This window comes from Pluralibacter sp. (assembly GCF_019237635.1).
Classification (GTDB): Bacteria; Pseudomonadota; Gammaproteobacteria; order Enterobacterales; family Enterobacteriaceae; genus Enterobacter_B.
Window position 1 is genome coordinate 1 of record NZ_JAFAGS010000001.1, and the last position, 13,977, is coordinate 13,977.

Consider the following 13,977-nt stretch of genomic DNA (forward strand, 5'->3'; position numbering starts at 1 on the left):
CTTCATGGCCATATCTCAAAAACTGATTAAAATATTTATGTAACTCAATAAATAATAATCAATATCGTAAAATATTAACTCAAAAGCGCCTCATTCGACATCTCAACTAAAAGCTCAATGCAGGGGTGACTGATCAACCTCCTACAAGCGAGGTGGGTATGTTGTTCACACCGTTATATGTGAACCTCAGATTTTGCCCATCTGAGCAATGCCTCTTCAACTATCCCCGCAGGCAAAAATTCCTGCTCCAGACGACCACGCGGCGAGCGGGTCAAGTAACGATAAAAATCGGCCTCTTCATTAAGCAAGCCATCAGGCATTGCTTGCTGCGCTTTTACCGGTTCAGGAACGGCGCTATGGCTGGCATATTGCTCAAACAACTCACGGTTCATAAGCAGAACATCAAGCGTCGGGCGACAGCACCTGGCTCTCGCCAGCATCAGTAGCCCCCAGCTATCCATGTCCCCCCAATAGGCAACGCGTTTTTCATCCAGAACAGAGCTGGATAACCATTGCACGTCAAGGCCACACCCTAAGATCGCGATAGTGTCAGATAACGCTGGAAGTTGATGCAGACACTGTTCATTTTCAATCACCAGCACACGCGACGCGGGCAATGTCGTTTCCGCCAGTTCCGCTGTCGTCACCCGGCATTTTTTAAAAGGGAGCAATCCGGGCGATAATGGCACAACCAAAACCCAGTGGCTGGACTCATCAAAAGCATCAAGAAAGGTGGTTAACCCCTGCTCGCTGGCTTCGCCGGAAAAACGCACGTCCAGCAGTCGGGTTAATAATGAAATATTATTCTCGATAAATTTGGTATCCACCCCTTGCCCGGAAAGCAGCCTTAACGGCAGCCCTTTTGCGCAACCGGGCTCTAATCGGCAGGCCAGCCTGGCGGCGCTGATGATGTCCTGCGGGCTTTTGTGCCGCCAGAGTGAACGATGGCTGACCAACAGCGGATGAAAAATAGGGTCAACCTGCTCAATAATTCCCTCCAGCAAGCGGAATTCCCGGCTCACCGCTTGATCCGCTGCGGCGCAGATCCAGTCAGAAGGGCCATTCAGGATCCAGCGCAGCGGCATTGAGACCGGTCCGTCGCTCGCCCGATAACTGACCTCTCCCCAGTCCACACGCCCAACCGCGACTTGCCGCCATAACTGCACGTGTTGTAAAACGCGCTGAGGCTGCTCTGCGAATATTTTCGCGGAAGGTTTGCCAATGGTCAGACAGAGCGGCCAGTTACCGGGTGGAAGTAAACGCTCGGCCCGGAGCTTTGCGTTATCCCACTGCCGGGCAAGCTTTTCACGCAGTTCATCAGGAGAATACATTTACGCGTTCTCCCGTCGTCGGGAGTGTTGCTCAAGCTCTTCCCAGCTCAGCGAAGCCATATTTGAATCCTGACCGCGCCGATGTACGACAATCGCCGACCGGGTATGGTCACGCAACAGGCGCATTTCCTTATTGGGGGTGATAAATACGGCATGTAAGCCAAATTCTCTGAGCGCGGCAATAATCCTGCCCGCCACGGCATGAGAACTGCGGGAGAAGGCTTCATCAAGGATAATCGTGCCGAAAAGAGGATAACGGCTCCCCGCAGGACAAAGCGCATAGCTAAGTGATGCGGTCAATACGTAAGACGCGATAATCTCTTTTTCTCCGCCGCTACCGCCCTGCGAGCCGGTACGTGACTCAATCACATTTCCGCTCTGACGATCCATCACCGACACGGCGAACTCCAGACGAAAGCGGGGATCCAGCAGCGCCTTCGCCCCCAGGGTACGGTTTCGTTCACAGGCATCCCGTAGTTGCGCCACCAGCACCTGCAAAGCCTTATAATGGCTCTCGCCGTTATCATCAACAAACCGGGCGGTATTTAGCTGACGCTGCGCTTTTTCAAGCGTGCGCAGGCTTTCATGGACAACTTTTTTGGTATCCAGACGCAGGTAGCGATCCGGCTGAAAATCGACCCTGAACATGGTTTCATTGAGTTCGCTGAGTCGCGCTTCAATCACTAACACCTCATGATCGATATGGCTGAGCAGTTGCGTTACCCCGTCGTCAGATGAACGATTCAGATAGTCAAGGAAGCGGTTAAGCTTTTCCGGCAGGGCTTCTTCGGTCAGTTCCTGCAAACGCTGTAAATAGACAGGGACATCATCCAAATCAGCCCCAGCCTCAACGAGCGCCCCAGTATCCACACGTTTGGCTTCAGACATACGTTTGGTCAACTCAATGTTCAGTCGATGCAATTCACCTTTAACACCCTCAATTTCTTGCTGAATTCCCCGCTCATGCTGACGTTCCAGATCGCGAATGTCAGGCAGTTGCTCCAGAGCCACCACTGGAAAATGTGACGCGCACAACTCTCGCTCTTCATCCTGCATACCTTGTTGCGCGGTTTGCTGGGCCTTACGTTCTGCGGCCCTGGCGGAGGTGAGTTCTGTATCCAGCCCGTTAGTGACTTTATTGGCGGCTCTGAGCTGCTTATCAAATTCAGACTCAACCGTTTGAGCCTCATCAAGTTTTGCTTTCGCTACGCTGGCATCGGAATCAGGATGGATCAGATTCTCCAGCCGCTCCTTGAGCGCTTCCAGTTGGTTCTTTGCGCCGGGAACATCAATGCTATCGTAATCAATCTGTTGTATTTTCTGGAATGAAATGGCCTGATGTTGCAAAAGCGCCACCTCGCCTTTCGCAACCTCAAATGCCGCGTTTGCGGTTTTAGTTTGCTCCTGAAGCGCGGCAACTTCTCTGGCAAGAAAGTTCAGGCGATCGCGGTTATCGAATCCCGTCAGCCAGTCTTCATCAAGGCGTTTCTGATCCTGTTTGTCATAAAAACGCTGTTTACCAGACATTAACCCCTGAACCGTCATGGCATGAGGTGTGTCACGCAACTGTTCAGGGCTGTCAACACAATGCCTGTCGCTTTCTGCCAGTAATACTTTGACGGCCTCTCGCCACGGATGATCTTTCCACAGCAGTTTGCGGGTAAAACCATCATCGAAGAAGCGGACGGGCGAGTGCGGTAATTTGACTTCCAGTAGCCGAACATGCAGACGATTGTTACGCTGATTTACCCAGCGCAGCGCTTCCTGTGCAGATTCAGGCGCAACAAGAATACGCAGCCTGTTACTCCCAACAGCGCGTTCAATCGCTCCGCGCCATTGCGCCTCTTCCGGTTTAACCTGTATCAGTTCAGCGACAAAAGGCAGTTCAGATTCATCAATGTTCAGCGCTTTCGCCAGTTCGCTGCGAAACGCCTGATAATGGGCGGGCAGGTTAGAATCCGGACGACGCGCAATCTCGGCGCTTTCAGCCTGTCGTTCCCGAAGTTTTTCGGTAATGCCAAGACTGAGCGAGCCTTTTTGATACGCCTCTTCCTCTTTTAGCGTTATATCATCGGCAAGCTGCACACAGCGGGCTTCGGCTTCATGCTGATTCGCCTCTAGCTGTTGCTGACTCAGGTCAGGCGGCAACCCCAGATTATGGATCAGCTGTTGATACTGGCGCGCCAGAGCCTCCCGACTGCCGAGCGTTTTTTGCCAGTCCTTGATGCGCTCATTCAGATCATCAATATTGGCGCCACCGGCTTGGTAATAGCGCTGTATGCAGTCAGCAACCCGTTTTTTCTGCTGCTCAAGCTGCGACAGGATCTGTTCTTCGCAGATCTGTGCTTCACCAAACTCGATTTCAAGATGGCTGACCTTTTTCCTCCAGAGCTGGCTTGCCTGTTGTGCAAACCAGATGGGCAATAGTGATTCCAGCACTTTCCTTTCAGCAAGTTGTCGCTCTTGCTTCTGGTACTTATCCCAACTCAGGGCAACAGGTTGCAATGACTGCTGCTGTTTGCGCGCCGTTTCCAGTTCCTGATGGATTTCTGTCAGACCATCAAAACTATTGGCCACTTCCGTCGCCCGATCGAAGGCGGAGTGATCGTCCAATACCAGCTCACGAAAAATCTCATCAATGCTGTTTAGCTGTTTTAACCCTGCCGCCCGATTTAGCAACGTAAACGCGTTTTCCCCCACTTCGAAAAAGTCCCGCAAGCGCGCCAGATATTGTTTTTTATTCGGGTATGTCCAGATCCCTGTCACTTCTTTTTCCATTTGCCGCAGCAATCGTGTGCCGCCGTCATGGTAAACGTTCAACCAGTGCTCCAGCGTCTGCTCGGGGTTATCGCTGAAAAGCCAAAGCCTTTTCATATCCGTCACGCTGGAGCTGGTGGAATCAAACCACAGCAGAGCTCCCAGACGAACCTGCTGCCCTTCACGCTCCAGCGTCGCGGCAATGCCGGTCACGGTTTTACCTGGTCTGGCAATATGCGATTGCCCCTCCCCGCCATCACCGGGTCCGGATACACCGCGCACGTAGGAGATAAGATCTCTGTCGCTTTCATGCCCCCCGGTTGAGGCCAGGTTGTAGCGGGGATTGGCACAGAGTAGCGTCATTAAGGCATCGACCAGCGTCGTTTTTCCGCTTCCGGTTGGACCAATAACGGCGGTACCTTCCTGATGGATTGCTGCCTGATGCAATCCATGAAAACCGCCCCAGTTGAACAACTCGATACGGGTGAGAATAAAAGATTCCATTCCAGCCAGACTCGCTATTTGATTCATACCTCCTCCCCACTACTCTCCTTTTCTGACGAATCAGCAGGGGTGGTTTGTTGAGCAATTTGTTCCTGTAGCCATGCCAGTAATGCCTGAAGATTCATCGGATCGGCAAGATGAGCAATAATCGGGCGAATCACGATCCGCTCATGCGCATCCGGCGACGTGACCAGCCCATGGCCCTTTAATTGATCCAATAGGGTAAGCAACCGGGTACGTTCTTTTGATTCACTCCCCGGATCGCCAAGGTAAATCTGGAGCTGAGGGAGGAGATCGTCGATAGCGATCTGCGCCTGGCTGGCACCTGTTCCACTTTCCTGCTCCCAGGCAACAAAATGCTGGCGCAGTATGGCGACTAATAATGATTGTTCCAGGTTAAGCCGTTGCCGTCTCACCAGAGGGTGGGACCATTCATCCTGCTCTGGCGTTTCATCAAGCCTGACTTTGACATACAGCAAACCGCGGATCTCATCAATGCCGATATCCAGATCGAGAGGTTCCAGAATGCGAGTAACCTCTTCTGGATGGGTCAGTACAACGCGGTACAGATTGGGTTTACTGGCCTCTTCCAGCAGGCCGTATTTGAGCAATTCCTGAGTCGCTTCGCGTATTTTTTTTAGCGTTCGCATTTCGCTGTTGGTTGCAATTTCCTCAACCGACTCATCAGCAACCGCTTCGTCCGATGGTTCTGGTTCACTGCCTGTATTTGCAGCAACGCTCCGGTTAATCTGTCTGTCAAAAAAGCCCGCCATACCTGTTACTCCCAATCGATATCCATTAATGCCTGGCTTTCCAGACCGGCAGTGGGCAGATTAAATCGCCAGCGGCGACCTTCCCCATCACTAAGTTCAGCAAATTCGCGCTGTGAATCAATAACCGCAATGCCCGCTTCTCTCGCCATGCCAATCCATATGGCGAAGGTTTCGAGATCGTGGGCCGGGGGCAACAGCGCCGCCAGTTCAGCCAGGCCAACGGGGCGATTTTCTTTTGCCAGAAGCTGCAACGTCTGCTGAATCAACACCTCACGATCGAGGCCATTGAAAGAATCCCAGAAATCATCGCCAATCTGCGTTAAATCCGCCGCATGATTACTGAGATCCAACGTTTGTTCCGCTTCATCATCCACCTCTTTAAAACGTAAACGTTCAATAGCGGGGATGCCTGTTACCGCCACACCAACGGCAGGAAGCGGAACCTCTTGTTTACGAATTATCTGGCGCTGCCAGTCGAGTTTTAACGCCAGATTCAGAAACTCGTTAAGCAAATGACCAACACGGTGATGTTCAGCAGCAAGACCAGTTTTCATGAAACCACGGACATCACGCTCGCTACGGGCGCGAGCCTGGAGTACAGTTTGCGATTCATCGACCAGACGCTTAACCAGCCAGCGCAGATCATGCCGCTGTAGACGGTTAAGCGCATCGGAAGCAGAAGGATGGCTAAGGATCACACGTAATCGTTCACTCATCGCTTTAAGTTCAGAAGATTGACGGAGCTGTTGCTGAAAGCTGTCGAAAACTCTTCCTTCCGGCGTATTAAGCAGCGCGTCCTGATCGTTGAGCAGGCGTTCTACGATATCGCCGCGATGATATTGCTCACCAATAATGGATTGCCGAAGCGCACGGTCGGCCTCGCGCCAGGAGTCTTCAACACGACGAAAGTCAGCTCGCAGGCTGGAAGCTAAATTGAAGACCTCTCGAATATGTTCAATCGCCTGATGCGTTTCCAGCACCTCAATATGCCCGGCTTCTGCCTCCTGTAATTCATGTTCCAGTTCGGCAATACGACGACGTAAGGTTGCAACCCGGTTTGCCGGATTAGGATTAAGCCGGGTTTCCAGGTTTTCAATTTCTCTCTGTACGGTGGACAAACGGGAAGCCGTAGAGGTCATGAAACGATTATCCAGCGACTCAACAAACGTAATCGCGACCTCAAGCGCATCGGTGGCGAAGATACGGCCATCCCGTTCGACAATTAAACGGCGTTTGATCCACTCCCGCAGTTCACGACTAGCCTGAAGAGACGGATTGTCCAGATTAATGTCATACTGTTCCTGACTCACATGCTCAATGAGAATACCGGAAAGAGACTGGATCGCTTCCTCAAGGGGGATACCATCATGTGATTTTTCAAACAGCGTTTTCAGGCAACTCAAAACCAGCGGGGCGCGGCGGGTGGCAAGAAGTATCCAGGCAGGATGCTGGTTTTTTGCTGAAATATAATTCTCTGTACGCTGCCTTGTGTTTTCTTCCATGTAGCAGAACCTTCAAAATGCTGGTTGAGGTGCACAGACTACGATACTTCGCCGTTGCGGACTTTTTCTCCGGTAGCCTGCCTTGCTTTGTGATTTTTGTCACAATTTTCCTCCAGCGACTTTTCTCTATTATCAGGAAAAATACCGGAATCTGTGTGCTACAAGTTCGGGCTAACGTATGAACTGATAACGTCCAGAATAACTTTACAAGACAGGATACTGAAAGGCGTAGTGGAAAAATGCGGAAATTGTATTAACGCTCTACGATAAAAAAATAACAACTCAGCTTCATAACAATGGTGAGTTTTATGGTATGGAACTAATCGCGTGTCGTAAGAGTGGGTAGATAGTCAATTACACACCAATTTTTCGTGATAACCCTCACAAAAATAAAGCGGATTTTAATGGAGGCGCTGTTTACGAGAAACGCCAACAAAACCAATAACAAACAGCGTGTTAGTCGTCAATATGATTCCGAGTCCGGCACCACTATTCTAAAGAACCCGCCCCTAAAAAATAGACCGGAACCCGCCGGGTTGTGCCCGTTAGGTTATCAGCAGCGTCAATCTCTGCCGTCACAATGCGCATCCCGGTCTTACGCAGCCGGGACACCTCTGCCGCGATACGCTGAACACCAAACCAGAACAGGGCGTCAAGCGCCGTCACCTGCAACCCGCTTTCCAGCGCCAGCCTGAGACGCTCGCGTGGCGCTTTGGCCTCTTTCGCAATATGTTGATACGGTGCCGCCGTTGCGCCTGCCGGATCCACCCGCCGGATGCGGGTCGCCAGCCGGTACTGAAAAGTATCGGGGACATCGCCTAAATCCGCTTTAAGGCTCCAGACGCAGCCAAACCGCTTGCCGTTGAAGACGGCGTCTTTCTGGTTAAGCTGCATCTCTTCACGCAGCCCGGCAATCAGTTGCGGAGTACGGACCAGCAGCAGGCGAAACGGGAGCTCGAAACTGGTCACATAATCTACATTCAGCAGCGCGAGGCGTAAACGCGCTTGCGCGTCAGCACGCAACTGGCGGCATTCATCAAGCACCTCTGCCCACTGATGCGCGACACGGGGAGATTCATCTGACGCCGAAAAATGATACTTCTCAATCTGGTAGTCGACATTGCCCGCCATGCTGGTCTCTCTTCTGATTGCCCGTAAGTCACTATATCAACAATAAAAGGGAACCCGAAAGGGGTTTGCTGAGCACCGGCATAGCACAGAAGTGTAATGTATTGTCATCCCCCTTTACTTTGGAGTTGACTCCAAAGTTTATAATTGACGCTGATGATACCTGGAGGGGCATAGTATGACGAAACGCACGCTGATGACGCTGGTTGTCGTGGTGTTTACTGTTTTCTGGAGTCTCCTGGCCTGGGGAGCATCCGGGTTACTCGCCTGGCTGTCAGAACTGTCGGTGATGGTGCAGAATGACGCCCCCGGGCTTCCCTCTCCGTTACGGGAAGGCATACTGCTGTGGGTGCCACAGACCATTCTGGATGCCTGGTTACCCTGGCTTCAGGCATCCCTGAACAGGCTCATTTCATCCTTTCCGGCGCTCATCATCTGGATAAATTATGCCATCTGGATAGTCTGGGGGCTGGGAATCACTCTGTTTCTCCTGCTTATCAGTATTGGAGGTCGTTTCATTAACCGCACACCGTAACGCAAGTTAAAGAGGGGTTGTCTGGTGAATGGCACCAGGCCTCTGACGTTACCTGTAAATCCTGATGGTTTATCGCTGACGCGAACCTACGCGCGTCGCACGATTTTCCCGCCTCCGGCATTCAGCGTTTCCAGCCAACGGTCCACGTCCGAATCCTGCACCATCGGCTGCTGACAAATGGCCTCCATTCCCAGCTCGTGACATTTCGCCACGCCAAGGTTGTGCCAGGGCAGAATTTCAACATGCTGGATATTCTCGTAATGTGACGCGATATGCCGAATGGCGGCCAAATGCGCTTCGTTCACGTTAAAGCCCGGGATTAACGGGCAACGCAGAATGACCTTCGCACCGATTTCGGCAAGGGTTTCCAGCGTTTCATCAATAACGCGTTTTCCGAGCCCGGTGAACTGCTTATGTTGCTGCGGGTCTGTCGCCTTATAGTCGAGTAAAAAGAGATCAACCCAGGGCGCGATTTCCCGGTAACGCTCGGGGCGGGATGCGCCGTTGGTCTCAATACAAACGTGCAACCCGGCTCGTTTTGCTGCTTTCACCAGCGCCAGGGCAAAGGAAAACTGGAACATCGCCTCGCCGCCAGACAGCGTCAAACCGCCCCCCGTTTTAGCGAAGTAAGGGCTATCTTTGACGATGTCGCGAATCAGTTCATCGACGTCATATTCCCGACCGTAAAGCTTTAACGCTTGCGACGGACAGACCTCTACGCAACGTCCGCAGGCCTGGCAGGCCTCAAAGTCAATCTCATGTTTTCCTTCTGAAAAACGATGGCAGTCATGAGGACAGACGGCGGCGCAGCGCTGACAGCCGACGCACTTGCTCGCCATAAACGCCAGTTGCGGCTGTACCGCGATGGATTCGGGGTTATGGCACCAGACGCAGCGCATCTGGCAGCCTTTAAGAAACACCGTGGTCCTTATCCCCGGGCCGTCGTGCAGACAGAACTTCTGGACATCGAAGACAACCCCTTTCAGTGCCATGATCTCCCCTTAATCGTTGAGCGTGCGATTCAGAATTTCGCGCTGTACGTCTTTGTCGAGGTTGACAAAACGGGCGCTGAACCCCCCGACTCGCACAATCAAATTGGGGTATTTTTCCGGGGTGCGATAGGCCTCTTCCAGCTCGCCTTTGCCCACCACGCTCACCATCAGCTGCGGCCCGCCGCATTCAAACCAGGCATCCATCATCGCCCGAACCATCGGCAGACGCGTCCTGAACAGGTTCTTGCTAAATTTGATGTTCTGTACCGATCCGGCGTGGTATTTGGCTTCAAGTTTACGCAGGGAGTTCAGCATCGCTGTTGGACCATTTTTATCCGCGCCGCTTTGCGGATTGTTGGCATTGCTCATGTACACACCGCAGCGCCGCCCGTCCGCAGAGGCGCTTGTCGCCCGCCCCCACTCGGTATTCACCTGGTTATTGATGATCACGACTAAGTAGCTATCCAGTCCCACACGTCGGGCAGAGTGTCGGACCCCCTCGCAAACGTAGCGATGCATCTCAACGGCAAGGCTATCCACGGCATCGTCATCGTTACCAAATTTAGGCGCGGCAATCAGGGCGCGCTGGAGTTCATCGTAGCCGACAAAATCGGCCTTTAACGCGGCAATCAGCTCATCATAGCGATAGCGCTGCTCCTCAAAAATCACCCGTTTGATCGCCGCCAGCGCGTCCGCTGCGTTGATATTGCCGTAGGTCTCATTGGTGCCGCCGAGGTATCTTACTCCGCCGTCGAGCAGCGCTTTCCCTCGCTGGACGCAGTCGGCCGTCAACAGTGAAGTAAACAGGAAGCCGACCTGCTCGTTCATCACCTTATAGGAATACGCCTGCGCGCTGGCGCACATAGCAATGTAGTAGTCCAGCAAGCGCTTATAGTTTTCCATTACATCAGAAAACTTTTCTATTTCATGAGGTTGCTTTAACGGCACGCCGCCGCTTTTATTCTTCCCGTCCCAAAAATCCGTGCCGCCGCTCAGCGCAATATTGAGGATCTTCAGCACGTTGATACAGGTATTTGGCGTGCCTACGCCGCGCCCGGCCAGGACAAACTCTCCGCAACCAAAAGGAACGTACTGCTGCGCTTCCGGCTCGTCGACCCCCATGGAATGCATTACCGCCGGAATATTGACATCGTCGTTGTAGAGAATGGGGTAGGTTAAACCGCTGCCGATCACCTCCAGCGCTTGCTGGTAAATCGCCTCATCCATTCCCTGATAGATACGCAGCGTAAACTGCGGTTCAGTGTCCTGGTTTTCGGCTACCGCCTGAATCGCCAGACGGCAATACACATCCGCATGCAGAGGCGCTTGTCGCCCTTTTCCACCGACAATCACGCGTCCGTTGACGGTGGTTTTGCGCGCCTCAATCAGCCGGTAATGCGAGCGGATATAGTCCACCGCCTGTCGCTCCGTCAGACGCCCGGCAGCCAGATCCGCCACCAGCAGGCTGCCCAAATAATCGTCCATTCGACCATAATTCACGACCCCGGCGCATAAACTGTATAACCAGCTCAGTTGAATCCCCTGAACGAAGGTTTCCGGTTTTCCATGGCGAATAACGGCAAGCTCCATCGCGAGCATACGCATATGCTCACGACGGGCATTATCAACCGTATTTTCGGCCTCTTCATGCGCCAGGGCGATATGCTTGTCGATAACCTGCTGCAACAGCGTCAACACCCCGAGAAACGCCTGCTGAAGCGCTGTATTTTCTTCATGGGCCGTCAGAGGGAACTGCTGTAAAACGCGCTGACGCAGGCCATCAATACCCAGCGCCATCAGTTGTGGGTAATCCAGGTACATACCGCTCAGGCGCGCGGTGGCAATTGCCGGAAAGTTCACATCGACAAATTTGCCCAGCGTGTCGTCCTTCAGCGTCTGACGAAAATAGAGAGACCGCGTATCGTGCTCGCGCCAAAACGCCGCCAGCGTATCGATACGATCACGCTGTTCTGCCGTCGGCAGCGCATCGCGCAGTTGCTGCAATTTTGCAAAATTGCAGTAGTGCCCCACGCCACCAACAGACGTCACACAGCCAAAGCCAATCGGCAACGCATCCAGCCTGCCAAGCAGTAAATCGTGTGTTTCAGGACGACGGAACAGAGTGGGATAAAGCGCATGCAAACAGCGAACTTCCCGGGCAAACCGCTCAGGGGTGGACTGAAAGGCCGTCGTGTAGGCTTCCATAATGGCCAGTTGCTGTTCCGGTGTTTTCTCGCAGGGCAGCTTTTTATTGACGTCGACTTGTTCGGTAATCGGGGGATGCTTGCTCACTTTTCTCTCTCCTCTCAGGATCTCCCCTTATTAACTTGTAATTACAAATAATCATCTGTGATGCTCATCATAAAATGAAAATTCGATCGTGATCGTCGCTGCTCATTTGTGAATCAGGCTATAAAACGGGCAACAGAGTGTATTTGTGACGAAAAACAAATGATCAATATCAAGATCATTCACCGTTTAACCTTCTAGCCTCTCGATAATTGTAATTACAAATTAATCAGTGAGAATGCGCGATGAAGATAAGCGATCTGATCCACCCCGAGTTGATTTGCCTGGACCTCAGCTCAACGACCAAGCACGCCGTATTCAACGAGATGGCGGAATACTTGTTCCGTGCGGGCAAAATCCATCAACCCCATGCCTTTGTACAAGAGGTGCTAAAGCGAGAGGCGACGGGAAACACCGGTTTTGAAGGTGGGGTCGCATTGCCGCACGCCAAGAGCGACACCGTGTTGTCACCCGCCGTCGCGATTGGCATTAGCCGGGAAGGCATTGATTACGGCGCGGAAGACGGTAAGCCGACGCACCTGCTGTTAATGATTGCCTCACCCGAACGGGCTTGCGAAATGCATATCGAGGTTCTCGCGCAACTCTCTTCAAAACTGGTGGACGATGACAGCGTATCGCGCATTCTGGCTTGCCGATCCGTCCACGAGATCATCGACTACTTTTGCCAGCCAGAGGAGAAGCCTGCCGTTACACCGCCATCCCGCCCATCACGCGGTTTGATCATCGGCGTCACCGGTTGTCCGGTTGGGATAGCACATACCTATCTTGCCGCAGAAATGCTGGAAAAAGCGGCAACGGAAATGGGATTTGAGGCGATCGTCGAAACCAACGGTTCCATCGGCGTGAGAAATGCGCCAACCGCTGAAGATATCGCCCGCGCCGACGCCATTGTCATCGCTTGCGATAAGCAGGTGGATCTCACGCGCTTTTCCGGCAAGAAGGTGGTTATCACTGGCGTCAAAGCGGCGATTAAAGATGCCCAGGGGCTCATTCAACAAGCGCTGGCGTCACCGCCATGGCAGACGCACACAGCGGCCAAATCGTCGCAACCCGTGGTATCAGGCTCCCAGCTTTATAAATCACTGATGAACGGCGTGTCTTATATGATTCCCTTTGTCGTGACTGGCGGTTTGATGATCGCCCTCTCTCTGGCGTTAGGCGGCGTCCCCACCGCATCCGGGCTTGCCATCCCCGAGGGAAGTTTGTGGAACCAGGTCCTGAATGTCGGCGTCGTCGGATTTACGCTGATGATCCCCGTTCTCGCCGGATACATTGCCTATGCCATCGGCGAACGCCCCGCGCTGGCGCCGGGATTTATTGGCGGCTGGATAGCCAATACCGGCAGCTTTTACGGCGCAAGTGCCGGCTGCGGGTTTATTGGTGCCATTATCGCCGGGCTGTTGGTCGGCTACTTCATCAAATGGTTAACCCATTTCTCATGGCATAAGATGTTGCAACCGCTGGTGCCGATTATGATTGCCCCCATCGCGGGCACCGCGTTTATCGCCGCGCTGTTTATTTTCGTGATCGGCGCGCCCGTTGCCGACCTGATGGCGTTCCTCAACCATCTGCTGACCCATCTTTCGACCGGTAATATTATTCTGATCGGCCTCGTGATGGGATTAATGCAGGGTTTTGATATGGGCGGCCCTTTTGGAAAAGTGGTTTTTATGTTCAGCGTGGGATTGATTGCGCAGGGGCAAACCCAGTTTATGGGCGCGCAGGCCGTCGCCATTCCTGTTGCGCCATTAGGGATGGCGCTGGCCGCGTTTGTGGGTAAGCGCTTTTCACTTTTCGATGAAGAGGAATTCGAGAACGGTAAAGCCGCCGCCGCAATGGGGTTAGTCGGCATATCCGAAGGCGCGATCCCGTTCGCGGCCAGAGATCCGCTGTCGGTTATTCCGGCGAACATGATTGGGTCGGCCGTCGCCTGCGTGCTCGGCTTTATCTTCAGCCTGCACTGCAATGTCGCGCATGGCGGGCCGATTATTGTGTTGCTCGGCGGATTTGATAAACCCCTGATGGCGCTTTTGGCAATGGCCTGCGGAGTCGTGACAACGGCAGTGATTGCTATTGCGCTCAAACGACTTAAAATGACGAAAAAACAGCAGATTCTCATTCATTCACAGACCTGAGACAACCACG

9 protein-coding genes and 1 pseudogene are annotated in these 13,977 nt (G+C 52.9%); 2 read left to right on the forward strand and 8 right to left on the reverse strand.

Annotation, left to right across the window (positions count from 1 at the left end; genetic code table 11):
• Window positions 1-173: 173 nt before the first annotated feature.
• The 6 genes and pseudogenes from JO226_RS00005 to JO226_RS00025 all read right to left on the reverse strand — a co-directional run bounded on the left by JO226_RS00005 (window position 174) and on the right by JO226_RS00025 (window position 7,998).
• A complete protein-coding gene (locus JO226_RS00005; RefSeq protein ID WP_293471549.1) occupies window positions 174-1,331 on the reverse strand; it encodes a DUF3322 domain-containing protein in 1,158 nt (385 codons plus the stop codon).
• Window positions 1,332-2,678: an SbcC/MukB-like Walker B domain-containing protein gene (locus JO226_RS23295; RefSeq protein WP_367273488.1), complete on the reverse strand. Its 1,347-nt coding sequence runs from the start codon at window positions 2,676-2,678 to the stop codon at window positions 1,332-1,334. It lies immediately after the preceding gene.
• Window positions 2,679-4,415: 1,737 nt separating this feature from the next.
• A pseudogene (locus tag JO226_RS23300) lies at window positions 4,416-4,619 on the reverse strand (ATP-binding protein); the annotation flags it as partial.
• On the reverse strand, window positions 4,616-5,365 hold the full coding sequence (locus tag JO226_RS00015) for a DUF4194 domain-containing protein (RefSeq protein WP_293471551.1): 750 nt from the start codon (window positions 5,363-5,365) through the stop codon (window positions 4,616-4,618). The pseudogene JO226_RS23300 and the gene JO226_RS00015, both read right to left, overlap by 4 nt.
• Before the next feature lie 5 nt (window positions 5,366-5,370).
• On the reverse strand, window positions 5,371-6,867 hold the full coding sequence (locus JO226_RS00020; protein ID WP_293471552.1) for a DUF3375 domain-containing protein: 1,497 nt from the start codon (window positions 6,865-6,867) through the stop codon (window positions 5,371-5,373).
• A 489-nt stretch (window positions 6,868-7,356) separates the two neighbouring features.
• Window positions 7,357-7,998 (reverse strand): helix-turn-helix domain-containing protein, encoded by a 642-nt coding sequence (locus tag JO226_RS00025; RefSeq protein WP_293471553.1) that lies wholly within the window; start codon window positions 7,996-7,998, stop codon window positions 7,357-7,359.
• Between the two features lie 175 nt (window positions 7,999-8,173).
• On the opposite strand from JO226_RS00025, the gene JO226_RS00030 reads away from it, so the two are divergent.
• On the forward strand, window positions 8,174-8,530 hold the full coding sequence (locus JO226_RS00030; RefSeq protein WP_293471554.1) for a hypothetical protein: 357 nt from the start codon (window positions 8,174-8,176) through the stop codon (window positions 8,528-8,530).
• An 86-nt stretch (window positions 8,531-8,616) separates the two neighbouring features.
• On the opposite strand, the gene JO226_RS00035 is transcribed toward JO226_RS00030, so the two are convergent.
• Both JO226_RS00035 and JO226_RS00040 read right to left on the reverse strand, forming a co-directional pair.
• On the reverse strand, window positions 8,617-9,522 hold the full coding sequence (locus JO226_RS00035; RefSeq protein WP_293471555.1) for a glycyl-radical enzyme activating protein: 906 nt from the start codon (window positions 9,520-9,522) through the stop codon (window positions 8,617-8,619).
• Between the two features lie 9 nt (window positions 9,523-9,531).
• Window positions 9,532-11,814, reverse strand: coding sequence for a pyruvate formate lyase family protein (locus JO226_RS00040; RefSeq protein WP_293471556.1), 2,283 nt, complete (start codon window positions 11,812-11,814; stop codon window positions 9,532-9,534).
• Between the two features lie 242 nt (window positions 11,815-12,056).
• Between JO226_RS00040 and JO226_RS00045 the strand changes: the two genes are divergently transcribed.
• The gene (locus JO226_RS00045) at window positions 12,057-13,967 is read left to right on the forward strand and encodes a fructose-specific PTS transporter subunit EIIC (protein WP_293471557.1); all 1,911 of its coding nucleotides are present in this window, start codon (window positions 12,057-12,059) and stop codon (window positions 13,965-13,967) included.
• Window positions 13,968-13,977 lie beyond the last annotated feature (10 nt).

Coding starts and splice junctions, on each gene's coding strand:
- JO226_RS00030 (WP_293471554.1), top strand. CDS start 8,174: ATGACGAAACGCACGCTGATGACGCTGGTTGTCGTGGTGTTTACTGTT.
- JO226_RS00020 (WP_293471552.1), bottom strand. CDS start 6,867: ATGGAAGAAAACACAAGGCAGCGTACAGAGAATTATATTTCAGCAAAA.
- JO226_RS00005 (WP_293471549.1), bottom strand. CDS start 1,331: ATGTATTCTCCTGATGAACTGCGTGAAAAGCTTGCCCGGCAGTGGGAT.
- JO226_RS00045 (WP_293471557.1), top strand. CDS start 12,057: ATGAAGATAAGCGATCTGATCCACCCCGAGTTGATTTGCCTGGACCTC.
- JO226_RS00025 (WP_293471553.1), bottom strand. CDS start 7,998: ATGGCGGGCAATGTCGACTACCAGATTGAGAAGTATCATTTTTCGGCG.
- JO226_RS00015 (WP_293471551.1), bottom strand. CDS start 5,365: ATGGCGGGCTTTTTTGACAGACAGATTAACCGGAGCGTTGCTGCAAAT.
- JO226_RS00035 (WP_293471555.1), bottom strand. CDS start 9,522: ATGGCACTGAAAGGGGTTGTCTTCGATGTCCAGAAGTTCTGTCTGCAC.